Annotated in this window: 24 protein-coding genes; 14 read left to right on the plus strand and 10 right to left on the minus strand. The window is 60.3% G+C overall.

What is annotated here, in order from left to right; genetic code table 11:
- Nucleotides 1-71: 71 nt before the first annotated feature.
- Nucleotides 72-2,561 (plus strand): PBP1A family penicillin-binding protein, encoded by a 2,490-nt coding sequence (locus tag ACR0E6_RS02725; RefSeq protein WP_170449988.1) that lies wholly within the window; start codon nucleotides 72-74, stop codon nucleotides 2,559-2,561.
- On the opposite strand, the gene ACR0E6_RS02730 is transcribed toward ACR0E6_RS02725, so the two are convergent.
- Nucleotides 2,555-3,388, minus strand: coding sequence for an aminoglycoside phosphotransferase family protein (locus ACR0E6_RS02730; RefSeq protein WP_480580763.1), 834 nt, complete (start codon nucleotides 3,386-3,388; stop codon nucleotides 2,555-2,557). The two genes, ACR0E6_RS02725 and ACR0E6_RS02730, sit on opposite strands and share 7 nt — an antisense overlap.
- Before the next feature lie 77 nt (nucleotides 3,389-3,465).
- Between ACR0E6_RS02730 and prfB the strand changes: the two genes are divergently transcribed.
- The 3 genes from prfB (at nucleotide 3,466) to ACR0E6_RS02745 (ending at nucleotide 6,988) form a co-directional block, all read left to right on the plus strand.
- Entirely contained in the window at nucleotides 3,466-4,590 is a 1,125-nt protein-coding gene (prfB, locus tag ACR0E6_RS02735; protein WP_170628925.1) for a peptide chain release factor 2, read from the plus strand.
- A 185-nt stretch (nucleotides 4,591-4,775) separates the two neighbouring features.
- Nucleotides 4,776-6,176 (plus strand): amidase, encoded by a 1,401-nt coding sequence (locus ACR0E6_RS02740; RefSeq protein ID WP_480580765.1) that lies wholly within the window; start codon nucleotides 4,776-4,778, stop codon nucleotides 6,174-6,176.
- A 26-nt stretch (nucleotides 6,177-6,202) separates the two neighbouring features.
- Complete coding sequence (locus ACR0E6_RS02745; RefSeq protein WP_480580767.1) at nucleotides 6,203-6,988, plus strand: DUF2189 domain-containing protein; 786 nt, start codon at nucleotides 6,203-6,205, stop codon at nucleotides 6,986-6,988.
- On the opposite strand, the gene ACR0E6_RS02750 is transcribed toward ACR0E6_RS02745, so the two are convergent.
- From ACR0E6_RS02750 to ACR0E6_RS02760, 3 genes are all read right to left on the minus strand, one after another.
- Nucleotides 6,981-7,709, minus strand: a complete 729-nt coding sequence (locus ACR0E6_RS02750; RefSeq protein ID WP_480580769.1) for a helix-turn-helix domain-containing protein — start codon at nucleotides 7,707-7,709, stop codon at nucleotides 6,981-6,983. The genes ACR0E6_RS02745 and ACR0E6_RS02750 overlap by 8 nt on opposite strands.
- 317 nt (nucleotides 7,710-8,026) lie before the next feature.
- Entirely contained in the window at nucleotides 8,027-8,587 is a 561-nt protein-coding gene (gene ilvN / locus ACR0E6_RS02755) for an acetolactate synthase small subunit (protein WP_170449999.1), read from the minus strand.
- A gap of 67 nt (nucleotides 8,588-8,654) precedes the next feature.
- Entirely contained in the window at nucleotides 8,655-10,406 is a 1,752-nt protein-coding gene (locus tag ACR0E6_RS02760; protein WP_480580771.1) for an acetolactate synthase 3 large subunit, read from the minus strand.
- A 422-nt stretch (nucleotides 10,407-10,828) separates the two neighbouring features.
- Here ACR0E6_RS02760 and ACR0E6_RS02765 point away from each other — a divergent pair, with 422 nt between their 5' ends.
- Entirely contained in the window at nucleotides 10,829-11,674 is an 846-nt protein-coding gene (locus tag ACR0E6_RS02765) for a HalD/BesD family halogenase (RefSeq protein ID WP_170453007.1), read from the plus strand.
- Between the two features lie 45 nt (nucleotides 11,675-11,719).
- A complete protein-coding gene (locus ACR0E6_RS02770) occupies nucleotides 11,720-12,103 on the plus strand; it encodes a bleomycin resistance protein (protein ID WP_170450003.1) in 384 nt (127 codons plus the stop codon).
- Nucleotides 12,104-12,182: 79 nt separating this feature from the next.
- Here ACR0E6_RS02770 and ACR0E6_RS02775 read toward each other — a convergent pair whose 3' ends face one another.
- Together ACR0E6_RS02775 and ACR0E6_RS02780 are read right to left on the minus strand one after the other, a co-directional pair.
- Nucleotides 12,183-12,821: a response regulator transcription factor gene (locus ACR0E6_RS02775; RefSeq protein WP_170450005.1), complete on the minus strand. Its 639-nt coding sequence runs from the start codon at nucleotides 12,819-12,821 to the stop codon at nucleotides 12,183-12,185.
- Nucleotides 12,818-14,251 carry a cache domain-containing protein gene (locus ACR0E6_RS02780; protein ID WP_170450008.1) on the minus strand — a complete coding sequence of 478 codons (1,434 nt, stop codon included), beginning with the start codon at nucleotides 14,249-14,251 and terminating at the stop codon, nucleotides 12,818-12,820. Before ACR0E6_RS02780 ends, ACR0E6_RS02775 begins: the two co-directional genes overlap by 4 nt.
- Nucleotides 14,252-14,498: 247 nt before the next feature.
- Here ACR0E6_RS02780 and ACR0E6_RS02785 point away from each other — a divergent pair, with 247 nt between their 5' ends.
- The 3 genes from ACR0E6_RS02785 (at nucleotide 14,499) to ACR0E6_RS02795 (ending at nucleotide 19,000) form a co-directional block, all read left to right on the plus strand.
- Nucleotides 14,499-15,581: a TRAP transporter substrate-binding protein DctP gene (locus ACR0E6_RS02785; RefSeq protein WP_170450010.1), complete on the plus strand. Its 1,083-nt coding sequence runs from the start codon at nucleotides 14,499-14,501 to the stop codon at nucleotides 15,579-15,581.
- A gap of 120 nt (nucleotides 15,582-15,701) precedes the next feature.
- Nucleotides 15,702-16,628: a TRAP transporter small permease subunit gene (locus ACR0E6_RS02790; RefSeq protein ID WP_170450012.1), complete on the plus strand. Its 927-nt coding sequence runs from the start codon at nucleotides 15,702-15,704 to the stop codon at nucleotides 16,626-16,628.
- Between the two features lie 17 nt (nucleotides 16,629-16,645).
- Nucleotides 16,646-19,000, plus strand: coding sequence for a TRAP transporter large permease subunit (locus ACR0E6_RS02795; RefSeq protein WP_170519245.1), 2,355 nt, complete (start codon nucleotides 16,646-16,648; stop codon nucleotides 18,998-19,000).
- 136 nt (nucleotides 19,001-19,136) lie between these two features.
- On the opposite strand, the gene ACR0E6_RS02800 is transcribed toward ACR0E6_RS02795, so the two are convergent.
- The 4 genes from ACR0E6_RS02800 to ACR0E6_RS02815 form a co-directional block, all read right to left on the minus strand.
- Nucleotides 19,137-19,526: a VOC family protein gene (locus tag ACR0E6_RS02800; protein ID WP_170450016.1), complete on the minus strand. Its 390-nt coding sequence runs from the start codon at nucleotides 19,524-19,526 to the stop codon at nucleotides 19,137-19,139.
- A 6-nt stretch (nucleotides 19,527-19,532) separates the two neighbouring features.
- Nucleotides 19,533-20,357, minus strand: coding sequence for an arginyltransferase (locus ACR0E6_RS02805; RefSeq protein WP_480580775.1), 825 nt, complete (start codon nucleotides 20,355-20,357; stop codon nucleotides 19,533-19,535).
- Between the two features lie 75 nt (nucleotides 20,358-20,432).
- Nucleotides 20,433-20,864 carry an RDD family protein gene (locus ACR0E6_RS02810; protein ID WP_480580777.1) on the minus strand — a complete coding sequence of 144 codons (432 nt, stop codon included), beginning with the start codon at nucleotides 20,862-20,864 and terminating at the stop codon, nucleotides 20,433-20,435.
- Nucleotides 20,865-20,930: 66 nt separating this feature from the next.
- Nucleotides 20,931-21,353, minus strand: a complete 423-nt coding sequence (locus ACR0E6_RS02815; RefSeq protein WP_170450023.1) for a DUF2852 domain-containing protein — start codon at nucleotides 21,351-21,353, stop codon at nucleotides 20,931-20,933.
- 143 nt (nucleotides 21,354-21,496) lie between these two features.
- Between ACR0E6_RS02815 and ACR0E6_RS02820 the strand changes: the two genes are divergently transcribed.
- Genes ACR0E6_RS02820 through ACR0E6_RS02840 form a run of 5 tightly spaced genes read left to right on the plus strand, consistent with a single transcriptional unit; the run spans nucleotide 21,497 to nucleotide 26,765 of the window.
- Complete coding sequence (locus ACR0E6_RS02820) at nucleotides 21,497-21,883, plus strand: DUF4440 domain-containing protein (RefSeq protein WP_480580780.1); 387 nt, start codon at nucleotides 21,497-21,499, stop codon at nucleotides 21,881-21,883.
- 49 nt (nucleotides 21,884-21,932) lie between these two features.
- Nucleotides 21,933-24,728 carry a bifunctional [glutamine synthetase] adenylyltransferase/[glutamine synthetase]-adenylyl-L-tyrosine phosphorylase gene (locus ACR0E6_RS02825; protein ID WP_480580782.1) on the plus strand — a complete coding sequence of 932 codons (2,796 nt, stop codon included), beginning with the start codon at nucleotides 21,933-21,935 and terminating at the stop codon, nucleotides 24,726-24,728.
- Nucleotides 24,712-24,984, plus strand: coding sequence for a hypothetical protein (locus ACR0E6_RS02830; RefSeq protein WP_170629029.1), 273 nt, complete (start codon nucleotides 24,712-24,714; stop codon nucleotides 24,982-24,984). The genes ACR0E6_RS02825 and ACR0E6_RS02830 overlap by 17 nt, the downstream gene beginning before the upstream one ends.
- Before the next feature lie 39 nt (nucleotides 24,985-25,023).
- Nucleotides 25,024-26,226 carry an RSP_2647 family RNA methyltransferase gene (locus ACR0E6_RS02835; protein WP_480580784.1) on the plus strand — a complete coding sequence of 401 codons (1,203 nt, stop codon included), beginning with the start codon at nucleotides 25,024-25,026 and terminating at the stop codon, nucleotides 26,224-26,226.
- Entirely contained in the window at nucleotides 26,223-26,765 is a 543-nt protein-coding gene (locus ACR0E6_RS02840) for an RSP_2648 family PIN domain-containing protein (protein ID WP_480580786.1), read from the plus strand. The genes ACR0E6_RS02835 and ACR0E6_RS02840 overlap by 4 nt, the downstream gene beginning before the upstream one ends.
- Nucleotides 26,766-26,809: the final 44 nt, after the last annotated feature.

Consider the following 26,809-nt stretch of genomic DNA (forward strand, 5'->3'; position numbering starts at 1 on the left):
ATGCGCTTGTGGTTTTGACCCTTGGGCGGTGCGTCCCTATATAGGCGGCAGCGCGAGAAAAAGGCAGTAACGTGATCCGGTTCATTCTTTCGATTTTCGGGGCGATCTTCAGCCTCGTGACTTTGGGTATTTTCATGACCGCGCTGGTGATCGGCGCGGTATTCTGGATGTATGGCCGCGATCTGCCCAGCCATGAATCGCTGGCCCAATACAAGCCCCCGACGATCAGCCGGATTTACTCGGGCGAAGGCCAGTTGATCGACGAATTCGCGCAGGAACGTCGTTTGTTCACCCCGTCCGAGGAAATTCCCGATCTGGTAAAACAGGCCTTTATTTCGGCGGAAGATAAGAACTTTTACAGCCACCAGGGCTATGATCCGCGCGGAATCATCGCGGCAGGGGTTGAGGCGGTGCGCACGAAGGGTGAGACCGTGCGCGGGGCGTCGACCATCACGCAGCAGGTGATGAAGAACTTCCTGCTGTCCGGCGACCGTCGGGCCGAGCGCAAGATCAAGGAAATCATCCTCGCCACCCGGCTTGAGGATACGCTGGACAAGGAACAGATCCTCGAACTTTATATGAACGAGATCTTTCTGGGTCAGAACTCCTACGGCGTGACCGCTGCGGCGCAGACCTATTTCAACAAGACGCTGCAGGAACTGGCCCCGCATGAGGCCGCGATGCTGGCCGCGATGCCCAAAGCACCGTCTGACTATCACCCGGTTCGCCAAAAGGAACGCCTGCTGGCCCGCCGCAACTATGTGCTGCGCGAGATGAACCAGAACGGCTATATCGATCAGGCGACCTATGAGGTCGAGGTCGAAATGCCTCTGCGCTCGGTTCAAAACGGAGATTTCGAAAGTTTCCGTACCGCGCTGCCGCCGCGCGACTATTTCACCGATGAAATCCGCCGCCAGCTGAGCGAGGATTTTGGTGAGGGTGAATTCTTTACCGGCGGCTTCACCGTCCGCGCCTCGGTTGACGAAGAGATGCAGGTCGAAGCCGCCCGCGCGTTGCGTGAAGCGTTGCAGAAATACGACCTGTCGCGCGGCAAATGGCGCGGAACCGGCGAGGTGATCCCAGAAGAACAATTGGCGGACGAGGCGCAGTGGCGTCAGGCGCTTGCGCTGATGGAAATCCCCCGCGACGTGGTGCTGCCGACCCAATGGTACCCGGCGGTTGTGATGGACGTGGCCGAACAGCAGTTGACGGTCGGGATCGAGGATGGCCCGTCCGATGGCACAATCCCGCGATCTGACATCAAATGGATGCAGGGCAACTTCTTCGACAATTTCAAACGCGGCGACGTGATCCTTGTCATGGCCGGGGAAGAGGGCCAATGGTCCGCCCGTCAGGTGCCCGAAGTGCAGGGCGGTTTTGTCGCGATGGATGTGAACTCGGGCCGTGTTCTGGCGATGCAGGGCGGGTTCTCGTATCAGGATACGGTGTTCAACCGCGCCACACAGGCGCAGCGTCAGCCGGGATCGTCCTTTAAGCCCTTCGTTTATGCTGCAGCGCTGGACAGTGGCTACAGCCCGGCAACCATCGTCGTGGACGCCCCGATTGAGGTGAACACGCCGCAGGGCCTGTGGCGACCCAAGAACTCGTCGAACAAATTTTACGGCCCGACGCCGCTGCGCACGGGGATTGAACAATCTCGGAACCTGATGACCATCCGTCTGGCGCAAGAGGTCACGATGCCCGTTGTCGCCGGATACGCGGAACGCTTTGGGGTCTATGACCGGATGGGCGCGTTTCTGGCCAACTCCTTGGGGTCCGAGGAAACCACGCTCTACAAAATGGTTGCCGCCTACGCGATGTTCGCCAATGGCGGTGAACGGGTCGAGCCCACTCTGGTCGACCGTATTCAGGACCGCTTCGGCAAGACGATCTATCGCCATGACGACCGGCAATGTCTGGATTGCAACTCGAGCTGGCTGGAGCCGGACGAGTCACCCACTATCGAGACCAACCGCTCTCAGGTCATGGATGCGATCACCGCGTATCAGCTGACGTCCATGATGAAGGGCGTTGTGGATCGTGGCACTGCGTCGCGCTATGTGAACCTGCCGGTTCCAACGGCGGGCAAAACCGGAACGACCAACGAGTCGAAGGACGCGTGGTTCATCGGCTTCACCTCGAACATCGTAGCCGGTTGCTATATTGGTTATGACCGTCCGCGTCCGATGGGCCGGGGGGCCTATGGCGGCACAATGTGCGGCCCGGTCTTCCAGAGCTTCATGGAAAAGGCCGTTGAGAAATACGGTGGCGGCCCGTTCGAAGTGCCCGAAGGTGGCCATTTCATCAAGATCGACCGCTTTAGCGGTGCGCGCCTGCCTGCGGATGCAACGGGCGACTATGTGGTGGCCGAGTATTTCCGGGATGGCGTCGATGGCTTCATCGACCGGATTTATGACGGTGGCTTTGCTATCGGCTCGGACCTGCCGCTGTTCGAAGAGGTTCAGCGCGCAGGCGTTCAGGTGCAGACCTCGACCGGTCAGACGGTTACGGTTGGGCCAAAGGCCACGCAAGGCGACGTGACGACGGGCGGGCTTTACTGATCCGCAGCCCTGAGAAATGAGTGCAAAAGATCGGCCTCGTCATCCCTTGTGACGAGGCCGTTTGACCTCCAGAAGATCGACATGGCGCATTTGGCTGCCGCCCATTGGGCAAGCCGTTCGCGCGAAACACCAAGAGCATCGGCATAGAGCGTCAGGCAGCGTTCGATCTGCTTTGACTGGCGCACCAAATCCGGCATTCCTTTCGGGTGACGGATTGCATTTGCCAGTTCAAATGCGGGATCGCCCAGATACCCTTTGGCATCAAACACACGTGGGCCGCTGTCTGTCAGGATGACGTTGTCCGGGTGCAGGTCGCCATGCAGCGGCTGGGATGTTGGTTGGGTTTCCAACAGATGCTTGGCCAGAGCGATGGCGCGCGTCATGTCCTGCGTCAGGGGCGTTGGGCATTCCGGGGCGAACCTGTATTGAAAGAGGGGTGTCATGACGTCGGCAAGCGGGCGCAGCCCTTGCAGTGTTGGTTGTGGCGATGCGTGTAACCTTGTGGCAGTTTCTGCCAGCGCGTTCAGAGCCTCAATCACCGCGCCTTGCCGGGCTATGTCACCGAGGGTTGGGCCCTCGAGCCATTCCATCAAAATCGCCGTTTCGGTTTCTCGCAGGATTGTAACGGCACCCCGGTCTTGCCATGCTCTCAACAGATCGGCCCCACAGGCTTCGTTGCCCCGATCGGCGCGGAGATAGAATTTCAGCGCGGCATCTGCGCCGCTCGCATCGCGCACCTTCCACACCCGCGCGGCACCGGTTTCGGCGACGGGGCTGACCATGGTCAGTTGCCAGCGATCCAGAATCTCTTGCGATGGGGCCTGCATTCACTTCTTGCCTGTCTTGTGGTGGCCTTCACCTCTTGCTATCACGCAGGCCTGATTGAGCAAGTTGGGACAAGACCATGCGCGCCGAAACCCAGAATATCGTGGCGGAAATCGAAAAGTCGCTGGAGCTGTTGGCGCAGCGCATGGACTATGAAACCGCACCGCACCGGCTTGAGGAATTCAACGCGCGCGTCGAGGATCCCAACCTGTGGGACAGCCCCGAAAACGCGCAGAAACTTATGCGCGAGCGTCAGATGCTGGTCGATGCGATTGAGACCTATGAGACCATCAAAACCGATCTCAGCGACAATATCGAGCTGATCGAACTGGGCGAGATGGAAGAGGACGAAGAGGTTGTTCAGGACGCCGAAGCGGCCATCAAGGCGCTCGGGGCCAAGGCGGCGAAGAAAGAGCTTGAGGCGCTGCTGGATGGCGAGGCCGACAGCAACGACACCTTCCTCGAGATCAACTCGGGCGCGGGTGGGACGGAAAGCTGCGACTGGGCCTCGATGCTGGCGCGGATGTATGTGCGATGGGCCGAAAAGAAAGGTTATACTGTCGAGTTGCAGTCCGAGACGGCGGGCGAAGAGGCGGGGATCAAATCTGCCGCCTACAAAATTTCCGGCCATAACGCCTATGGCTGGCTGAAATCGGAAAGTGGCGTGCACCGGCTGGTGCGGATTTCGCCTTATGACTCGGCGGCAAAGCGGCATACCTCGTTCAGCTCGGTCTGGGTTTATCCGGTGGTGGACGACAATATCGAGATCGAGGTGAACCCAGCCGATATTCGGATTGATACCTATCGGTCCTCGGGTGCGGGTGGTCAGCACGTGAACACCACCGACTCGGCGGTGCGGATCACGCACATTCCGACCGGGATTGTTGTGACGAGTTCCGAGAAATCGCAGCACCAGAACCGCGACATTGCCATGAAGGCGCTGAAATCGCGGCTGTATCAGCAAGAGCTGGACCGCCGGAATGCCGACATCAACGCGGCGCATGAGGCGAAGGGCGATGCGGGATGGGGCAACCAGATCCGGTCTTACGTCTTGCAGCCCTATCAGATGGTGAAAGACCTGCGGACAAACCATGAGACCTCGGACACCAAAGGTGTGTTGGACGGGGATTTGGACGGGTTCATGGCGGCGACGCTTGCGTTGAACGTGGCGGGCAAAAGCCGGTCCGAGGCGCAGGGCGACTAAGTGGGTCGGGGGCTCTGCCCCCGCCGCGGCAAGCCGCGACTCCCCCGAGATATTTTTAGCCAGATGAAGGGGATCCGGGCGGCACAGGCTGACCCGGGAAAGATGTATTTAAACAGTGGGTTTTATTGATCTTGCGGCCCGGCTAGGCTGATTGTGACGTGAGTTGCATTGCTGCCGGAGCCCATATGAACCTCTCAGACCATTCCGCGCGGACGCTGATTTCTGACCTGTCGCACAGGCGGGTGACAGCGGTCGAGGTGATGCGCGCGACGCTGGAGCGGATCGGGCAGGTGAATGGCGTGGTGAATGCCATTGTCGCCTTGCGGGACGAAGATGCGTTGTTGGCCGAGGCGCAGGCGATGGATGAAGGGCCCATTCGCGGACCGCTGCACGGGGTGCCGATCGCAGTGAAGGATTTGGTCAATGTGGCGGGCGTCGTTTCATCACAGGGGTCGCCTTTGTTCGATGGGTTTGTGCCTGACACGGATGATCTGATTGCGGCGCGGATGCGTGCGGCGGGAGCGATCCTGATTGGCAAGACCAATACGCCGGAATTCGGGTTGGGCTCGCATACGTTCAATCCGGTCTATGGGGCGACGCGGAACCCATATGACGCCGCGCGCACCTGCGGCGGGTCCTCGGGCGGGGCGGCGGTGGCCTTGGCGACGGGGATGGTGGCGCTGGCCGATGGTTCGGACATGATGGGCAGTTTGCGCAACCCGGCAGCGTGGAACAATGTGTATGGCTTTCGGCCCAGCTGGGATCGGGTGCCGTCGGACCCGGTTGGCGATGGGTTTTTGCATCAGTTGTCGACTTTGGGACCGATGGCGCGCAGCCCGGAGGATCTGGGCCTGTTGTTGGATGTGATCTCGGGCCCCGATCCGCGCCTGCCTCTGGCTGCTTCAAGCGCACCGGTCTCACCGGTGGGACCCGCCGATCTGAGCGGCGTTCGGATTGGGTGGCTGGGCGACTGGGGTGGGGCGTTTCCGATGGAGGAGGGGGTTCTGGACCTCTGCCAAGTGGCCACACGGGTCTTTGAAGACCTGGGGGCTGAGGTCACGCATGTGCCGCCGCCCTTTGATGCCGAACAGATGTGGGACAGCTGGATCACTCTGCGATCCTGGTCGGTGGCTACCGGTCTGGAGCCCTTGTCCGGGCAACGGTCGGCCTTGAAGGACAGCGCGCAGTGGGAGTTGGACCGGGGCCTGGCGCTGACCGCCATGCAGGTTCATCAGGCGAGCGTGGTGCGGTCCGAATGGTTCCGGACGGCGGCGGAGGTGTTTCGAAGCTATGACGCGCTGATCCTGCCTGCCGCGCAGGTCTGGCCCTTTGCGGTTGAGACACCGTATCCGACCGAGATTGCCGGGCGTGCAATGGACACTTATCACCGCTGGATGCACGTGACGGTGCCGGTCAGCCTGATTGGCTTGCCCTGTCTGGCGGTTCCAGCCGGCTTTGGGGCGCAGGGGCTGCCGATGGGCTTGCAACTGTTCGGGCCGCGCGGGTCGGACGCGCGATTGTTGTCACTGGGGGCGGCCTATCACGCCGCAACCGATTGGCCAAAAAGAAGACCGGCAATGCCATAGCGCCGGGCAGGGAGGGAGGAAACGAGATGGAGAAGCCTTTTGGCGTTCCACAGATGCAAGCGGTCAACACCGCGATGTTGCGCAGCGCTTTGCGACAGGCCTGGGCCGATTATCGCCGCGCGCCGGTGTTTGGTCTGATATTTGCCGGGTTCTATGTTCTGGCCGGGTGGGCGATGGCCTGGGTGACGGTGCAAACAGGCACAACCTTTTGGCTGGTTCTGGCTGCCATCAGTTTTCCGTTGCTTGGACCTTTTGCAGCGGTTGGGTTGTATGAGGTCTCGCACCGGTTGGAACGGGGTGAACCACTTGATATGAAGGCGATTTTCGGGGTGGTGATACAGCAAAGCCGCCGTCAATTGCCTTCGATCTGCGCCATTATTGTGGTGGTGTTTCTGTTCTGGTTCTTTCTGGGTCACATGATCTTTGCCCTGTTCATGGGGCTGTCGACCATGACGAACGTGTCCACGTCGATCGAGGTATTTCTGACGCTGAACGGATTGACGATGCTGGCCGTCGGCACCGTTGTTGGCGCTGTGTTTGCGACGCTTCTTTACATGATTTCCGTTCTGTCGATTCCGATGCTGCTGGATCGCGAGCTGGATTTTGTCACCGCCATGATTGCCAGCTTTATGTATGTTTCCGAAAATAAGGCCGTGATGCTTGCATGGGGGGCGTTCATTGCCGTGCTGACATTTGTCGCCATGATTCCGTGGTTTCTGGGCCTGCTGATTGTCCTGCCACTGTTGGGGCACGCAAGCTGGCACCTGTATCGAGAAATCGCGCAAGCCGACAAGGCCGAGATCGCTAGCTGACAGCCAGCCCACCCGGCGCGGACAACGTGCTGGATTTCATGGATTGCCGGGCCGTGTGGAACACGGCACCGGCGTTCTGGCCAAGATGCTGCAACATGACCGGTTTGGGCTCCTGCGCCGTAGAAGGCCGGATCACCGTGCCGCGCCAGTGATCTGCATCGGGGGTGATGACGTAGATCTTGCTGTTTGCCCCGCCGCGTTGGGATGTCAGGATCGAGACGTGATCCCCGGAACTGGCGGCGATGCCCTGAATCTCGCGGGCTTTTGGTGGTGCGCCAGGCATCAGGCCGCGCGGTGTGTATCCGCGGACCAACGTGCATTGCGGCAAACGGGTTGCGTACAGCATCGACACTTGCGGCGTAAGGGGCTGGCTTTCGACAACTGCATAGAAGCCGGATGGAAAGGGGGTCGCGGCGCTGGGTTCGGACCCGGAGCCAAGAAACTGGGTCAGGACAGAACTGGCCGGGTGGCCCTCGGACTTGGGGATGTCGTTCAGCGGTTCCAGAACAATTCGGGCATCAATGTCGAAGAACCGGCAGATGCGATCCAGCACGTCGGGGCGGGGAAAACTTTCACCTGCCAGATAGCGGTTGAACTGGGTCCGGTTGATCCCAAGTTTCCGACACAGGGCCGAGACAGACGGATGCTGTCGCGCAAGCTGTCTGAGATTCGAACCGAACATGGCGCGAAGCTCAGCAGGGCTGCGAATGTCGTCGGTCATGTCTGTCCCCGGCGTTACCAATTCCCTGCAAAAACATGATAGCGGCGTCCGGATAACCGTACGCATATCAGCAATCGTAAAGATGACCCCAAGCAACGTATCCCCACGTCGCGTTGCGGCCACGAGGCTAACGCGCCGTAAGCCAAAGGCAATAGGCTTTATTCCAATTTGTTTGATGTTTATCCGAGAGAGGGCGGCGTTATGACAAAATTAACGCACATAAACTCAATCAGAGGCTGTCAGGCGCAGCATATTGGCACGTCAGGCCTGTCCTTGCCCCGGTTTCAACCGGTGAACCGGGGCAGAGCGTTGGTTTTTTAGTCGCCGCGCAGCAAGGCGGCGACGCCAGTGCGGGCAATCTCGATCAATCCCAGGGGGCGCATCAGATCGGCAAAGGCGTCGATCTTGTCCGGCGCACCGGTGATCTCGAAGATGAACGAATTGAGCGTGCTGTCGACCACATTGGCGCGGAAGATATCGGCCAGCCGCAGCGCCTCGACCCGTTTGTCGCCTTCGCCCACCACCTTGATGATGGCCAGTTCACGCTCGACCGAGGGGCCCTCGACCGTCAGGTCATGCACGTCATGGACTGGCACAATACGGCCAAGTTGCGCCTTGATCTGCTCGATCACCTGCGGGGTTCCGGCGGTGACAATGGTGATCCGGCTCAGGTGGCCGGTGTGATCCACCTCGGCCACAGTCAGGCTTTCGATGTTGTAACCACGGCCCGAGAACAAGCCGATCACGCGGGCCAGAACACCGGGTTCGTTCTCGACCAGAACCGCGATGGTGTGGCGTTCCTGAACGTCCGAAAACGTAGGCCGTAGGTTATAGGCCGAGTGGCGGGTGGAGCCTTTTTTGATATGTAGGGCAGACATTTATGTCCCTTTCATCATCCATCTGTGGCCGGACGCGCGAGGCGTCCGACTGAAATCTTCAAATGCGTCAGACCAGAACCGAGCCTTTGGAGTCGATCACGCCCTGTGTCTCGGCCTCGCCCAGCAGCATTTCGTTATGGGCCTTGCCCGACGGGATCATGGGGAAGCAGTTTTCGTGCTTTTCGACCAGACAGTCGAAGATCACCGGGCCGTCATAGGTGATCATCTCCATGATCGCATCGTCCAGATCGGCGGGGTCGGAACACAGGATGCCTTTCGCCCCAAACGCCTCGGCGAGTTTTACGAAATCGGGCAGGGCCTCGGACCAGGAATGTGAATACCGCTCGCCATGCAGCAGTTCCTGCCACTGGCGCACCATGCCCAGACGTTCATTGTTCAGGATGAACTGCTTGACCGGCAGGCGGTACTGAACGGCGGTGCCCATTTCCTGCATGTTCATCAGCCATGACGCCTCGCCCGCAACGTTGATCACCAACGCATCCGGGTGCGCCATCTGCACGCCAATCGAAGCCGGGAAGCCATAGCCCATCGTGCCCAGACCACCGGATGTCATCCAGCGGTTCGGATCTTCGAACCCGAGGTACTGCGCGGCCCACATCTGGTGCTGGCCCACTTCGGTGGTGATGTAGCGGTCGTGTTTCTTGGTCAGCTCTTCCAGCCGCTGCAGCGCGTGCTGCGGTTTGATGGTCTTTTCGCTGGCAGTAAAGGCCAGGCAATTCACCTTGCGCCAATCCGAGATCTGAGCCTGCCATTGCTTGACCGAGGCCGCATCGGTCTTGCGCCCGCGCGACTTCCAGACCTTCAGGATGTCTTCCAACACATGGGCCACGTCGCCGACAATCGGGATGTCCACGCGGATCACCTTGTTGATGGACGAGGGATCGATATCCACATGCGCCTTCTTCGAATTGGGCGAGAACGCATCGATGCGCCCTGTGATCCGGTCATCGAACCGCGCGCCTATATTGATCATCAGATCGCAGTCATGCATCGCCATGTTGGCTTCATACAGCCCGTGCATGCCCAGCATGCCCAGCCAGTTTTCGCCCGACGCCGGATACGCCCCCAGACCCATAAGGGTCGAGGTGATGGGGAAGCCGGTCGCGTCCACCAGCTCGCGCAGCAATTGGCTGGCTGCGGGGCCGGAGTTGATGACGCCGCCGCCAGTGTAGAAAACCGGCTTCTTGGCGGTTTCCATTGCGGCAACCAGTTCGGTGATCTCTTCCAGATCGCCTTTCAGAGCCGGCTGGTAATGCGATGTCGACGGCTTCGGCGCGTTGTATTCACCGCTTGCAAACTGCACGTCCTTCGGGATGTCGATCAACACCGGGCCGGGACGGCCGGATTTGGCGACGTGAAAGGCTTCGTGAATGGTTGCGGACAGGGAATCCGTATCCTTCACCAGCCAGTTATGCTTGGTGCAGGGGCGGGTAATGCCAACGGTGTCGGCCTCCTGAAACGCGTCCGAGCCGATCATGAAGGTCGGAACCTGCCCGGTCAGAACCACAATCGGGATCGAGTCCAGCAGCGCGTCGGTCAGGCCGGTCACCGCGTTGGTCGCGCCGGGGCCGGATGTCACCAGCGCAACGCCCGGCTTGCCGGTCGAGCGCGCATAGCCTTCGGCGGCGTGCACCGCGCCCTGTTCGTGGCGCACCAGAATGTGGCGAATGTCGTTTTGCAGAAAAATCTCATCATAGATCGGTAGCACGGCGCCGCCGGGGTATCCGAATACCGTGTCCACGCCCTGATCCTTGAGGGCCTGAACCACCATCTTTGCGCCGGTCATCTCACGTGTCATCTGCTTTGCTCCGTTCGCGACATGTGTCTTGCGTTTCGCATAAAAAAAGCCCCCGATTTTTTCGGAGGCGCATGGGTTCGATTATGGTTTACCGTTACCGGCCCATGCGCGTGGTTCCTACGATTACGACTAGCGTTCTCATCGCCAGAGGCTCCTTCTTTGCGTGCAGGGACATTATGGTCGGCGCGCAGGGGCGTCAACAGGCAATTGCACCAATTTTCTATCCTGAGGACCTGATTTTGCGACATTTTGTTGCGCAGATTGCCGCATGCTGGGAACTTCCGGCAATTTGTGGTGGAAAACCGCCGGTTGAACGGAATTTGAACTGGTCGGAATGCGTCAATGGAATGTCCGAAACGGGCATGATTGGCGGTTGTGTCTGCGCCACGCTGTGGGGGACGGAACCAACTGCGAGGCTCATCATGCTGCACGATCTGGTGGATTTGGGGCGCTATCCGATAGACTGTCCGGGGTCTCATGCCTATGACCGGATGATCGGCGACATTCAGCGCGAGTTAGAGCAGGATGGATGCGCCGTTTTGCCGGGGTTCGTGCATCAGGACGGGTTAAATCTGCTGGTGCAGGAGGCGGACGCCGTCGCGCCGCAGGCGCATCGCTCGTTCAATCGCACCAACGCCTATTTCACCAAAGACGACCCCCGGTTTGGCATCGGCCACCCGATCCGGCGCTTTTATGATCGGTCAAACGCGTTTGTCCCGGCTGACAACTTCCCGAAATCCAGCCCGCTGCGCCGGATTTACGAGTTTGACGGGTTCCTGCCGTTCATACGCGTCGCATTGGATGAACCCGAGGACAGGTTCTTTCGTTATGACGACCCGCTGGCGGATGTGATTATCAATGTAGTGGAAGAGGGGCAGGGTTTTCCCTGGCATTTCGACACCAACAATTTCACCGTCACTCTTGCCATCCAGAACGGGGAACAGGGCGGGGCGTTTGAGTATGCGCCGAACCTCCGCACCGCAGAGGATGAGAATTTCAATGCGGTGGCCTCGGTTCTGGATGGCGATATGTCCCGTGTCTGTCAGCTGGAACTTCAACCGGGCGACCTGCAGATATTCAAGGGGCGGTATTCACTGCACCGGGTTGCGCCGGTTTCCGGGGCGCGGCGTCGCTATGTGGGGATTTTTTCCTTTGTCGAGGCCGAGGGGATGTGCGGCGGGATCGAGCGGACGCGACAGCTATATGGCCGCGTTCTGCCGCACCATTACGAACGGGAAGGAACGCGCAAAGATCAGCTGCTGGATTGATACGGCCCAGCGTGTAGGATGGTGCTGTTTCTTGCGGAGGCCGGAATGTCCAACATCCTGCAACTCACGCCATTTGTTCTGTGCGCGTCACTGGACGCGCAGATCGCGTTCTACTGCACGCGGCTGGGATTTGAATGCAACTTCAGGCAGGACAATTACGCCTTTTTGAAGAACGGCCCGATTGCCATTCGGCTGTTGGAATGCCCGCCACGCGAAGATGGCAAACCCTTGGGGGACAATCAGTCCTATTATATCGACGTTCAGGACATTGACGCGCTGTATGACAGCCTGAAAGACGGGCTAAGCGACCTGCCCGAGGGGCGCGTGCGTCCACCGTTTGACCAGCCGTATTTGCAACGGGAATTCCACGTCATCGATGAGGACGGAACGCTGATCTTTTTTGGCGAGGATATTCGGCCAAGGGAGTAAGCCTCCCGTCCATCGTCGCAGCGCCTGCGGCGCATCTCCTCTGGTTGGGCCAGGCAGCGCGTGCCGCGCTGCGGCTGCGTCAGTAGCCGACGCCGGTGCCCTGCAAGACACCGTGTTCCAGAGCATAACGGGTCAGGCCTGCCGTAGACGAGATGCCCAGCTTGCGTTTGATGTTCTTGCGGTGGGTTTCAACGGTGCGGACCGAGATATCCAGCGCCAGCGCGACCTCTTTGTTCGATTTGCCCTGCGCCAGTTCCAGCAGAATGGTCTGTTCGCGGCCCGTCAATGCCTCGCGCGTGCTGTCGCCCTTGGGTTTCAGCGATCCGCTTGCGCCGGTGCACAGGTATTGCTGACCCTGCATCACGGCGTCGATGGCCTGTTTGATCTCATCGGTGGGGACGTCTTTGAGGATATACCCCTTGGCCCCGTGGCTTAGTGCGGTCGAGATATATTCGGGGCTGTCATGCATCGACAGGATCAGGATGCGCGTTTCGGGCAGGCGTTCGAGGATGATCTCGGTCGCGCTCAGGCCGCCAAGGCCGGGCATGTTCAGATCCATCAGGATCACGTCGGGGGCCAGCCCGACCGCCTGATCCACCGCCGCCTGACCGCTGCCCAATGTGCCGACCACCTCGATCTCATCATAGCTTTCCAGGATCGACTGGATGCCTTCGGCCACCATCGGGTGATCGTCGACGATGAGAACTCGGATTGTCATGTACCGGCCTTTCGGTTCGGGGTTGCGTCTTCCTGCGGCGGCAGCAGGCGGCTGAGCGGCAGGCTGGCCTCGATCGCCGTGCCCCCGCGCGGGCCGCGTGATGACAGAATACGCAGCGATCCGTCAAGCTGTTCGATGCGTTCCTGCATATTGCGCAGCCCGATCCCGGTGGTGATCTGGCCCGGTTCCGTCCGCAACCCGCGCCCGTTATCGGTGATCCGCATGGTCGCGCCCTTCTTGTGGCCACGCAGATCGATTGTAACACGGGTTGCATCCGCGTGGCGTTCGATATTGGTCAGCGCCTCTTGCGCAATACGGTAGAGGGCGATCTTGCTGTCATGGTCCAGCCGGTTGCGGAACACGACGGTCGAGAACTCGGTCTCGATTCCGGTGCGGTCGCGGAAATCATCGGTCAGGGCCTTCAATGCAGGGCCGAGGCCCAAATCGTCCAGCACGCCGGGGCGCAGGTCGCGGCTGATGCGCCGGACCTCGGTAATGGCAGTCCCGAGGTGATCGATGCCCTTGTCCAGCGGGTCCTGAGCGCCCGCATCATCGCCGCGCGACAGGCGGCGGCGGGCATTGTCCAAAGCGTAGCGCACGCCGACGAGGATCTGGCTGATACCGTCATGCAATTCACGCGCCACCCGGCCACGTTCTTCTTCCTGCGCATCAAAGACGCGCTGAGTCAGTTCCTTCAGCTTGGCATCGGCCAACCGCCGCTCGCGGATATTCAGAAGCATGCCCGAGGCAAAGACGATCAGCACAGCAGCCAGAACGATGCCGCCGATATACATGAAGGTGCGCTGAACCCGCGCCTCGACCTCGGCGCGGGCATTGGCGACGGTGGCCACGATATCGTCGATGAAGACGCCGGTGCCGACGGCCCAACGCCAATCCTGCAAACCCACCACGTAGGCGATCATCTGCGCCTCTTCCCCGGTCGAGGGCTTTTGCCACATGAAGCTGTGCCACCCGGCCCCCTGACGGGCCAGAGTGATGAATTCGTCGACAATCGGGGTGCCGTCACTGTCGGTCAGCCCTTCCCAATTGCGGTTGATGAATTGGGTCTGGCGCGGGCTGACCAGATTGGTGCCATCGTAATCGTAGACAAAAAAGAACCCGTCCTGTCCGTAGATCATGGCGGACAGGATCTGAGTGACAAGGGTTTTGGCGACATCATCATCCGGTTCGGCGCGACCGTAGATATAGGCAAACCCGTTGCGTGCCTGGGTGACGTAATTCTTCAACTCTTCCTTCTTGGCCTGGATCAGGCTGCGCTCCAGCGCTTGGATCTCGCGCTCGGCGGTGGCGCGGGCCTGATAGGCGACCAATATGGCAATCGCGGCAACGGCAACGACCAGAGGGATGGCCGCAACCAAAGACAGTTTCTGCGCATAGGTCAGCGAAACCAGATTTCTAAGTCTTTGCATGGTCGAATCGATACGCAAGCGGCGGCAAAAATGCAAAAAGATTGAACAATTCGGGCTCAAAAGGGCTGAAAAGACGCGATTGGGCTGGAGTTTCACAGGGATTAACCCGCGAAAAAGGGTCAGAAATCCGGTTTTCTACGCAGTAGTAGGTATTCCCTTTCACATCTTCGGCATTACGCTCCGGCCTATTGAATGCGACAGGCCCGGAACTGTCCGGGTTACGACTATAAAGGGGAGGAACACTTATATGGATCGTCGTTCATTTCTGAAAAAATCCGCTCTGGGCGGCTCGGCTGCTGCGGCAACGGCACTGGCGGCTCCGGCCTATGCGCAGGGTCAGCGGACCCTGACCATGGTAACCTCGTGGGGCCGTGGCCTTGCGGGCGTGTTCGACAGCGCACAGCGCTGCGCCGACAGCATCAACGCGATGTCGGACGGCAGCCTGAACGTTGAAATCAAAGCTGCGGGCGAGCTGGTTGGCGCGTTTGAAGTGTTTGACGCCGTTTCGTCGGGTCAGGCCGATATGTACCACGCGGCGGACTACTACTTTGTGGGCCAGCATCCGGGTTATGCCTTCTTCACCGCTGTTCCGTTCGGCATGACCGCGCAGGAACTGGTGAACTGGTACTATCACGATGGCGGCATGGAGCTGCATGACGAGCTGGGCTCGATCTTCGGCCTGAAATCCTTCCTGGCTGGCAACACCGGCGCGCAGGCAGGTGGCTGGTACTCGAAAGAGATCAACGGCCCCGAAGACTTCCAGGGTCTGAAATTCCGTATGCCGGGTCTGGGTGGACAGGCGCTGGGCAAGCTGGGTGCATCGGTTCAGAACATTCCGGGTTCGGAAGTGTATCAGGCGCTGTCCTCGGGCGCGATTGACGGGACCGAGTGGATCGGTCCGTGGGCCGACGAAAAGGCCGGTTTCCAGGAAATCACCAAGACCTACTACACCGCAGGCTTCCACGAGCCGGGCGCGGGTCTGTCGCTGGCTACCAACCGCGACGTGTTCGACGAACTGACACCGGCGCAACAGAAGATCATCGAGATCGCAGCCGCCGAAGCGCACCAGTGGAACCTGGCGCAGTTCCTGGCCAATAACGGTGCAGCCCTGCAGCGTCTGCAGTCGGGCGGCGTTAAGGTCATGGAATTCCCGGATGCCGTTTGGGACGCCTTCGGTCAGGCCAGCCAAGAGGTTCTGGACGAAAACATGGGCGACGAGCTGTTCAAGCGAATCCACGACAGCGCCATGGAGTCGATGGCAGCATCGTCGGCGTGGAACAACCTGTCGTCGGGTGTCTATACCTCGCAGCGCGACCGCGTTCGCGGCTAAACGCCAGTCATCAGACTAAACGGTTTCCCCGCCTGCGTGGGGAAACCTTTCCTGTTGCATATGCGCGGACCCATCATGCCGCTATAATCAGCGATGCAACTGACGCGACCCGGGGACAACATGCAGGACGATAACGGTATCTCGTTTTTCGGCGCCCTGTGGAATGGACTGATCTGGTTCATTCAGAACATTGCCGAAGCCTTCTATAATTTCGGATATGCGGTCACGCATCCGCAGCTGTGGCTGAACTGGTCCGACAAAGAAGCGATCATGCGCTTTGTCTATTACGGCGGCTCGGTCGAGTTCTTCTTTGTGGTCTTCACCCTGTTTCTGGTGCTGACGGCCATTGGCCTCTACTACCGAAACTTCATGTGGGGCATGGTGCGCGGCCTCGAAGGGTTTGCGAACACAACCGGGCGCTTCTTTGCCTGGGCGGGTTTGCTGATGGTGATCCAGCAGATCGTAATCGTCTTCATGCAACGGGTGTTTGCGCGGCCCGATATGTCTTTTGGTCTGGGTATCCCTTTTAGTCAGGATATCAGTTGGTTCGCGGAAGAACTCAAACTTTATAACGCCATGGTCGTTTGCCTGTGCTGCACCTATACATTCGTTCAGGGCGGGCATGTGCGGGTTGACCTGATCTATGCGGGTATCAGCCACCGAGCCAAGCGCGTGGTCGATATGTGTGGCGCGGTGCTGTTCATGATGCCGATGGCAGTGCTGACATGGATGTATGGCTGGTACTTTATGTGGCGGCACCTGATCGTGCCGAAACCATCGGCCAGTGACACGCTGGATCGCCTCGTGGCCAAGTCACGCGCCCTGCGCTGGAACGTGGAAACCATCGGGTTCAGTCCCAACGGGTTCAACGGCTACTTCCTGTTCAAAATCCTGCTCGTTCTATTTGCGGGCATGGTGTTCCTGCACGCGGTCGCGTTCCTGTGGCGGTCGTATCTTGAATACGTGGAAGGCCCGGAAAGCGCCGGAAAATACCTCGACAAGGACAGCCTTGGCGAGGGTGAAGAAGCCTATGAAGGCGCACATTAAGGACGGAGACCAAGACAATGCTATTCGGACTTGATGGCGTCGAGATCGGCCTCATTATCGTATTCTTCTGCCTCTTCGGAGGTATCCTGTCCGGGTTCCCGGTGGCCTTTGCCATCGGCGGGGCCGGGGTTATCTCATTCGGTATCATCGCCGCGCTGGACAGCGCCGGGCTGCTGATCCATCAGGCAATCGATACCAGCTCGCAAATGTACCGCGATCTGGTCGCAACGGGGGTGAAACCGGATTCGGTCTCGGTGTTCCGATACCCTGACTTGCCGAGGATAGGAGAACCGGTTTTCCCTGCAGGCTGGGAAACCGCGCTGGATCGCAACGTGTCCTTCATCGTGAACCGCATGAACGAACGTGTTCTGGCCGGTCAGTCGATTGAGACGCTGCTGGCCGTGCTGATGTTCGTTCTGATGGGCATCACACTGGAACGCTCGAAGATCGCAAACGATCTGCTGACCACAATGGCCCGTGTGTTCGGCCCGTTGCCGGGTGGTCTGGCGGTGTCTATCGTGGTTGTGGGTGCGTTTCTGGCCGCCTCGACCGGTATTGTCGGAGCGACCGTGGTGACCATGGGCTTGCTGGCCCTGCCGACCATGTTGCGGAATAACTACTCGCCCGAATTGGCAACCGGTGTCATCGCGGCCTCGGGGACGCTGGGGCAGATTATTCCGCCCTCGATTGTGATCGTTCTTCTGGGGACTCTGGCGGGTGATCTTTATTCGACCGCGCAGGAAACCCGCGCGGTTGAGGCCGGGTGTACCGATGCGCTGACCTATCTGGGCGAGCCTGCGGTGGTCTCGGTCGGAACCCTGTTCCAGGCGGCGCTGCTGCCCGGGATCATGCTGGCCTTGCTCTATGCGCTTTATGCTTTTGGCTACGCGCTGCTGAACCCCGACAAGGCCCCCGCAGTAGAACTGACCGGCGGCTCGGGCGAGGCGATCACGCGGTCCGAAGGTCTGACATGGTTGCTGGGTGCGCCCGCTGCGATCATTATTGGTGCGATCCTGTTGGGCAGCGCCGGGGTGATCGGCAGCCAGAATATCTCGGTCTCGGCCTTCTCGGATGTGGGGCAGGGCGCATCACTGCGCACGAACGTGTCCGAAGAGTGTAAAGCGTCGATGATCGACCTGCACGGTCAAGCGGCCTGGGATCAGGCGGTGGCCGAGCAGGAAGAGATCGACGCCGCCGGTGGCATCGCCAACGCCGAACGCCTGAGCGAAGAGGAACTGGCCACCGCGCGCGAGGCCAAGATCGCCAGCGCCGCGCCTATCGGCACGGGTGTCGCGATCGTCGTTGTTCTGCTGGCGCTGACCCTGGTTCTGGGTCGGGGCATCGCCCCGTCGCGTTCGCCGCAGCCTTTGATCGTGGGGGCGATTGGCCTGCTGTTGATGTTGCTGGTCGATATTCTGTTTATCGCACCGACGACCTCATCCGGGCTGACCTTTGTTCTGCTTGCCATACCCTTTGCCATCGCGATTTACGGGTGCAGAGAGGCCGCCGCACGCTGTGCGACAAACGATCTGATCCGGGTGGTGTTCCCACCGCTGGTTCTGATCATCGCCGTGCTGGGTTCGATCCTGGGCGGTATCACAAACCCCACACCCGCTGCGGCGCTGGGGGCGGGTGGTGCGATCATGCTGGCAGCCTATCGCAAGCTGCAGGATCAGGAGCGGTCAGGCAGCGTGATCATCTGGTCAACCTTTGCAGTGATCATCTGCCTGCTGATGGGCGTGAATTTCGATCTGCGCATCTCTCAGGGGAATGTGCCGGTCGAAACCTGGATCGCGTTTATTCTGGCTTATGCGGCATACCTTTATGCTCTGTTTGGTCTGATCTTTGGCTGCTGGGTCTTGTTCTCGAGCGGGGTTCTGAGCCCGGTGGTGCGGGAAACGGCCAAAGTAACCTCGATGGTGTTCACGATCCTGATCGGCTCGCAGTTGCTGAACCTTGTGGTGATTTCCTTCGGGGGCGAACACTATATCCAGCAATTCCTCAAGAGCTTTGACAACGAGTTCACGGTCTTCCTGATCGTGATGCTTGTGCTGTTCATTCTGGGTTTTGTGCTGGATTTCCTTGAGATCATCTACATCGTGATCCCCATCGTGGGCCCGGTGATCTATGGCGGGTCGTTTGATCCGAAATGGGTGACGATCATGGTGGCGGTGAACCTGCAGACCTCGTTCCTGACGCCGCCGTTCGGGTTCGCGCTATTCTACCTGCGCGGGGTTGCGCCGAAAGAGGTGACGACGGGCCATATCTATCGTGGCGTGGTGCCGTTTGTGATCATTCAGGTGGTGGGGATTGCGATCCTGTGGTCCTTCCCGGCGATTGTGACTATTGTGCCGGATTTGATCCCGAATTGATCTGATTGGGTGATCAAATTGAAAAAGGGGGCCTGCTGGCCCCCTTTTGCTTGTTTGTTTGGCGTTAAGGGGCCAGCCCCTTCTTGGCCTGCGGCCAATTCAACCCCGAGATATTTTTGGCCAGATGAAGAATGGATCAGGTGAACTGGATCAGGTCCCAGCGATTGCCGAACGGGTCGCGCCAGACGGCGACCGAGCCATAGGGTTCATGGCGCGGCTCTTCTTCGAAGGTGACGCCTTTGCCTTGCATGTTCGTGTGGTCGCGTTCGAAGTCATCGGTTTGCAGGAAGAAACCGACCCGGCCGCCCGTTTGGTTGCCGATGGCGGCGCTTTGATCCGGGCCGTCGGCTTTGGCCAGCAGCAGGGAGGCACCGTCAGAGCCGGGAGGTGTGACAAGGACCCAGCGTTTACCGCCGCCGAGGTCGATATCCTGTGTCAGGGCGAAGTCCAGCGTTTCAGTGTAGAATTCGATTGCAGCATCATACTCCGGCACCACAAGGGTGACGGCGTGCAGGGTTTGTTTCATGTTGGGTCAGCCTTTGGTGGGGTGGCGGTCTGGCAGATGGATATTCGCCACCTGTTCGGCAATGGGTGCCGAGGACAGAGGGTGATGAGACTCGTCCGAAAAGGTGTCGGGGTTCCGGATCTTCTGCCATTGCCCCTGCACATAGGCTTCGAGCCCTGAGAACTTGGCCTTGTACCCCATTTTCGGACTGCCGGGCACCCAGTAACCCAGGTAGATATAGGGCAGGCCGGCCTCGCGCGCGATTTCGATATGGTCGAGTATCATGTAGGTGCCCAGAGAGTTCTGAGGCTGCAGCGGATCATAGAAGGAATAGACCATGCTCAGCCCGTCATCGAGCACATCGGTCAGGCTGACGGCAATCAGGTTGCCGGTTTCGGGGTCGGCATATTCCACAACGCGGCTGCGGATCGGGGTTTCCTCGATCATCGCGGCGAATTCGAAGACGTCCATATCGGCCATGCCCCCATCGGCGTGGCGGGTGTCGAGGTAGCGGCGGAACAGTTCGTATTGTTCGTCCGTGGCCCAGGGCGATGTGGCGCGGCGTTGCAGGTAAGAGTTGCGTTTTGCCGCGCGTTTTTGGCTTTTGGTCGGGTGAAAGGCGGCAACGTCGATCCGGGCCGACAGGCAGGCCGCGCAATCTGTGCAGGACGGGCGATAGAGCACGTTCTGCGACCGGCGAAATCCTTGTTGTGACAGGGAATTGTTCAGCTGGTCTGCGCCTTCGCCTTGCAGGGCGGTAAAAAGCTTACGTTCCATCCTGCCCTCAAGATAAGGGCAGGGCTGGGGGGCCGTCACATAGAATTGTGGCGCAATTGGCAGCGTGTGTCGCATGAAGGTCTCATGTAGCCTCGGACCGGATGATAGCAACGGTTTTTGATGCCGCCAAGTGATTCACGCGAAGGCTGTTCAGGCCCGCTGATTGATCATGACTGTGCCCAGGAAGGCATCGGTCAGGCCCTGACAACGGGCGCTGGTCAGCATCATGATGATCGAGATGATCTGGACCACGAAAAACGCCATGCTGATGAAGTATCCGGCGGTATGGGCCACGGCTTTGCCCATATCCATACGCTCGCCGAAGGCATCGCGCAGCTCGATCCCCATGAAGCGCATGCCCAGCGTGGCCGAGCCGTTCGAGATGGTGATTACCCGGTAGACAAAGCTGATGACCGCATAAATCAGCGGCAGGAAGAACAGCCCCGCGCCAAATGTCAGGAAGACGGGCACGATGCACAGCAGTGAGATAAAGGCGATGTCGAACAGCCACGCGAAAAAGCGTTTGGTCGCGACGGATCGGTAAAATTCGGGCTGGCGATCAGGATCGGGCAGGTGGGTCATGTATAGCTGTCTCAGAGATAAGGTCGTGTCACCCTGTCCCGAAAATTCGGGACAGGGCAAGGGGCTTTAGGCAGGTTCGCCTTTGCCTTCGTCTTCGGTGTTCTCGCGGGCGCGTTCATCCATGAACTGGTCGAACTCGGCCTTGTCCTTGGCTTCACGCAGGCGATGCAGGAAGGCCTCGAAATCCTGCTGTTCGCGTTCCAGCCGTGCCAGAGTGTCTGCCTTGTAGGCGTCGAACGCGCTGTTGCCGGAAGGTTTCATGGCGCTCATATGGCTGTGCCAGGATTTGCGGCGGCTGCAGGACTTGCTGAACATGCGTTTGCTCCAGATCATATAGGCCAGAAGGGCCAGGCCCAGGGGCCAGAAGAAGATGAAACCAAGGACCATGGCGGCGATCCAGGCGCCTTTGCCTTTGTCGTCCATCCAGGCCTCGGTGCGGTGAAGCCATCCCGGGTTTGCAGGGGCGGCGGGTTCGGACAATGCGGTCATGTGGTCTCTCCAGGGTTTGATGTAAATTCCTTTCACATTGTCTAGATGGGGAGGTTCTGGCCGGTTGCAAGGGGTCGATGTGAAAAAGATTTACATTTTGTGGATCGGTTGACGGCAGAAGGCTTCGCACGCAGGGTGCAGGCATGACTGTAGAAATCGAAACCGCCCCTTCGCTTGCTGATATTCTGAAGCTTGAAACGCAGGTCTGGGCCGCATTGGTTAATGGTGATGCCAGCGCCGACAGGGCGCTGCTGAGCGCTGATTTTCTGGGTATTTACCCCTCTGGCTTTGCCAATCGTGACGACCATGTGGGTCAGTTTGCAGATGCACCGACAATGGCGGAGTTCAAGCTGAGCCAGGAAAAGCTGCGGATTCTGACGCCTGACGTCGTGCTGTTGTCCTATAGGGCGGATTACCTGCGCCCTGACGCCACCGAATGGGATGCGATGCTGATTTCCTCCCTGTGGGAGCGTCGGCATGGGGTTTGGGTCAACAGCTTTAGCCAGGACACTCCGGTTCAGGACCTGTGATGCGTTTGCCCCATTGACCTTGCCCTGCGGCGATGCGCAGGGTCCGGGTATGAATAATAGCCTGTCCATCAATCGTCTGCCGCGTGCGTTTGATCCCTCGCTGGGGGATGAAACGCGCGCTTTGATCCCGGATCTGAATGCTGAGCAAGGCGATCTGATCGCCGGGACGGCTGGATCAAGCCCCTATCTGAAAGGTCTGATCGAGCAAGAAAGAGAGTGGTTGCCAAACGCGCTGCACCACCCGGATGAGGCGCTGGACGAGGTTATGGCAACGGCCCGCGCGCTTGCGCCTGACCAGCTTAAACCGGGCCTGAGACTTGCCAAGCGCCGCATGGCAGTGCTGACCGCTTTGGCAGATATCGCGGGCGCATGGCCGTTGGAAAAGGTGACGGCTGCGCTGACCGATTTCGGAGCCTTGGCGGCGGATGTGGCGGCCAAGGCCGAGATTGCCACCCTGATCCGCCGCAACAAACTGCCCGGCATGACCGAGGATGACGTCGAAACCGCCGCCGGTATGGTCATTCTGGCGATGGGCAAGATGGGTGCGCATGAACTGAACTACAGCTCGGACATCGATCTGATCGTGTTGTTCGACGAGACGCGGTTTGACCCGGATGATTTCTACGAAGCCCGGCAGGGGATGGTGCGGGCCACGCGCAACTTCTGTGCCACGCTCAGTGACAAGACCGCTGAGGGTTATGTATTCCGCACGGATCTGCGCCTGCGTCCCGATCCGGCGGTGACTCCGGTCTGCATGGCGATGGAAGCGGCCGAGCGGTACTACGAAAGCTTGGGCCGCACGTGGGAGCGTGCAGCCTATATCAAGGCGCGCGCCTGCGCGGGCGACATTGCAGCCGGGCAGCGGTTTCTGGAAACGCTGCGCCCCTTTGTCTGGCGTCGGCATCTGGATTTCGCCGCCATTCAGGACGCCCACGACATGCGCCTGCGCATTCGTGAGAACAAGGGGACGGGCGGCAGCCTCTCGATCCCGGGCCACGACATGAAGCTGGGGCAGGGCGGGATACGCGAGATCGAGTTCTTCACCCAGACCCGCCAGTTGATTGCCGGGGGGCGCGACCCGGATCTTCGCGTGCGTGGGACGGTGCCCGGACTGGCAGCCTTGGCGGCAAAGGGCTGGGTGCCGGAAGACGTTGCTGAAAAGCTGACCGATCACTATCGCGCCCATCGCGAGGTCGAACATCGCATCCAGATGATCCACGACGCTCAGACCCATAAGGTGCCGAAATCTGCGGACGGGATCGAACGCGTCGCCTGCCTGATGGGGGCCACCAGCGCGGACCTGACCGCTGACCTGACCCGCCGCCTGAGCGAAGTGCACGAGCTGACCGAAGGGTTCTTTGCCCCCGGACCCGGGGCGTCTCCGACACCGGAACAAGAGGTTACGTTTGACAAGAGCATTCTGGCCCGATGGGCGACCTATCCGGCGCTGCGCTCACAACGGGGCAGGCGGATCTTTGACCGGCTCCGGCCTGAGCTTTTGTCGCGCCTCGCCAAGACGGCCAAGCCCGAAGAGGCGCTGTTGGCGCTGGACGGGTTTCTGGCCGGTCTGCCCGCTGGCGTGCAGTTGTTTTCCCTGTTCGAAGCCAACCCCCAACTGATTGATCTGTTGATCGACATTGTGGGCACGTCGCATGCGTTGGCCTCGCACCTGTCGCGCAATGCCTCCGTGTTCGATGCCGTGATCGGTGGCAGTTTCTTTGCCGACTGGCCGGGGCAAGCGGCGTTGCAGGCGGAACTGGCGCAGGCGCTGGAGGACGAGGCGGATTACGAGACCCAGCTTGATCTGGCGCGGCGCTGGTGCAAGGAGTGGCATTTCCGTGTCGGTGTGCACCATTTGCGGGGCCTGATCGATGGCGCGCAAGCCGGTCGCCAATACGCCGATCTGGCGCAGGCGGTCATCGCGGCGATCCTGCCTCATGTGGCCGACAATTTCGCCCGCAAACACGGGCCTGCACCGGGACGTGGTGCGGCGGTTCTGGGCATGGGGTCGCTGGGGGCAGGGCGGATCAATTCACAATCCGATCTGGACATGATCGTGATCTATGACCCGCTGGATCAGGATATGTCCGATGGCCCGCGCCCGCTGGCGACGCGCACATACTATGCCCGTTTCACGCAGGCGCTGATCACGGCACTGTCGGCCCCGATGTCTCAGGGTCGCCTATACGAGGTCGATATGCGCCTGCGCCCCTCGGGCAATCAGGGGCCGGTTGCCACCAGCTGGGCTAGCTTCACTCACTATCAGCAGGAAGAGGCATGGGTCTGGGAACACCTCGCCCTGACGCGCGCCCATGTGGTCGCGGGCGACGCCGGTCTGGCAAGTGATATTGAAACTTTCCGGGCCGAATTCCTGTCGCACCCGCGTGCGACCGACAAGGTGCTGCATGAAGTGGCCGAGATGCGCACCCGTCTGGCCGCCGCAAAGGCACCTGCTGGCGTTTGGGACGCCAAAAACGGCCCCGGCCGGATGATGGATATCGAGTTGATGGCGGAGACCGGCGCATTGCTGGCGGGTATCGCGGAGCGGGATGTCCGCTCGGGCCTCGACGGTGCAGTCGCTGCCGGTTTGCTGGATGTCGCGCAGGCACAAACGCTCAAGGACAGTTACGATCTATGCTGGTCGGTGCAATGCGCGGCGCGGCTGCTTTCGGGCAAGGTGATCGAAGCGGATGACATTGGCGAGGGCGGAACCGCCTTCCTCTGCCGGGCCACAGGGTTCGATCAGGTCGATGCGCTGCAAGCCGCGCTGCAAGACAGTTACACATCCGCCGCCGCGATCATCGGCAGCGTAACCAAAGAGGGCGAAGATGGCGCGCAGCACTGATCCCAACGACCCCAAGGGCCTAATCCGCGAGGCGTATAACATCGAAGGTATCGCCCTGCCGGAATGCCGCAGCATCTTCCTCGACTGGGCGCTGAGCTTGCCGGACGGGTTGGATCAGAAACAGGCGCTGACCACCTTGCACGCCGCCTATGCCGCGCAGGAGGCCGATCACCCGATGACACAGGTGCTGGCCGAGGGGTTGCAATCCGCTCAGGCCCCGAAACGACGTGGCGGCTGGCGCTCGCGCCCGCGCTAAGGGCTTTTCCTTCGCTCTGTTCGCGACTATGAGGCGGTCATGACCCAAACCGCCGAACGCCCCCGTATCCGCCTGAAACCCAAAGCCAATGCGCGCGGTCTGCGCCACGGGTTCCCGTGGGTCTACGCCAATGACATCGTCACCGACCGCCGCACCCGCAAAATCCCCGCCGGGGCAATGGCTGTGCTCGAAGATGACAAACGCGCGCCAATTGCCTTGGTGGCCGTCAACCCCGAGTCCAAGATCATGTGCCGTGTGCTGGACCGCGACCTCGACGCCGAGTTGAACGCGGATTGGTTCGAAACCCGCCTGCGCCGCGCGCTTGACATGCGCGAGCGTCTGTTCGATGCGCCATACTACCGCCTGATCCACGCCGAGGCGGACGGCTTTCCCGGTGTGATCATCGACCGCTTCGGGGACGCCTGTGTGATCCAGCCCAACGCGGCCTGGGCCGAGGCACATCTGGAAACACTGACCGAGGCGCTGGTTAAGGTGACCGGAGTGACGACCGTCCTCAAAAACGCCTCAGGCCGCACCCGCGGGCTTGAGGGGTTGGATGACGAGAACCAAATCCTGCGCGGGTCGGCCCCGGACGCGCCGGTACCGGTGCCGATGAATGGCGCGACCTATATGGCCGACCTGACTGGCGGCCAGAAAACCGGCCTGTTCTACGATCAGCGCCCGAACCATGCCTTTGCTGCCCGGCTGGTTCATCCCGGCGCACAGGTGCTGGATGTGTTCAGCCATGTGGGCGGCTTTGGCCTCGCCATGCTGGCCGGAGGGGCCGCGCAAGCTACCTGCGTCGATGGCTCCGCTGCCGCTTTGGACCTGGCAAGCAAAGGGGCCGAGGCTACCGGCTGCTCGGGTCGTTTCCGGACCCGCCAGGGCGACGCTTTCGACGTGCTGACCCAACTGGGCGAGGAGGGCGCGCAGTTCGACGCTGTCATCTGCGACCCGCCCGCCTTTGCGCCGTCGAAACAGGCACTGGATGCGGGGCTGCGCGCCTATGAACGCATCGCGCGTCTGGCCGCGCCGCTGGTTAAGCCCGGTGGCTATCTGGGCCTCTGCTCCTGCTCACACGCCGCCGATCTTGGACGCTTCCGCGACGCCTCATCGCGCGGGATCGGCCGGGCCGGACGCCAAGCGCAACTGATCCACACAGGTTTCGCAGGCCCCGACCACCCGCAACTGCCGCAACTGGCCGAAAGCGGTTACCTCAAAGCCGTGTTCTACCGGCTGTGAAGGCGGTTCTGGACACCTGCGTCATCTACCCCACGGTGATGCGAGAGATGCTGCTGGGTGCCGCCAAACTCGGCCATTTCACCCCGATCTGGTCGGCCCGCATCCTAGAGGAATGGGCCCGCGCCGCCCGCAAACTCGGCCCCGAGGGCGAGGCCCAGGCCCGCGCTGAAATCGCCCTGACTCAGGCGCGATGGCCAAAAGCCGAACGCGCGCCCGCACCGGGGCTTGAACAGCGCCTGTGGCTGCCTGACCCGGCAGATATCCACGTTCTGGCAACTGCCATTGACGCCTCAGCCGACCTTATCGTCACGGTCAACGCAAAGGATTTCCCCAAAAACATCCTTGCGGAAGAGGGGCTTGACCGCCGCGACCCCGACACTCTGCTTCACAGCTTCTGGCAAACCGACCCCGACGGCATGACCAATACCGCCACCCAAATCCTGGCCGAAGCCAACCGCCTGTCCGGCGACCAATGGACCTTGCGCGCGCTGATGAAAAAAGCCCGCCTGCCGCGTCTGGGCAAAGCACTCACTCAATAGGCGGGATCCCACTTCATCTGGCTGAAAATATCTCGGAGAGCCGC

The organism is Ruegeria sp. AP12 (assembly GCF_056540025.1).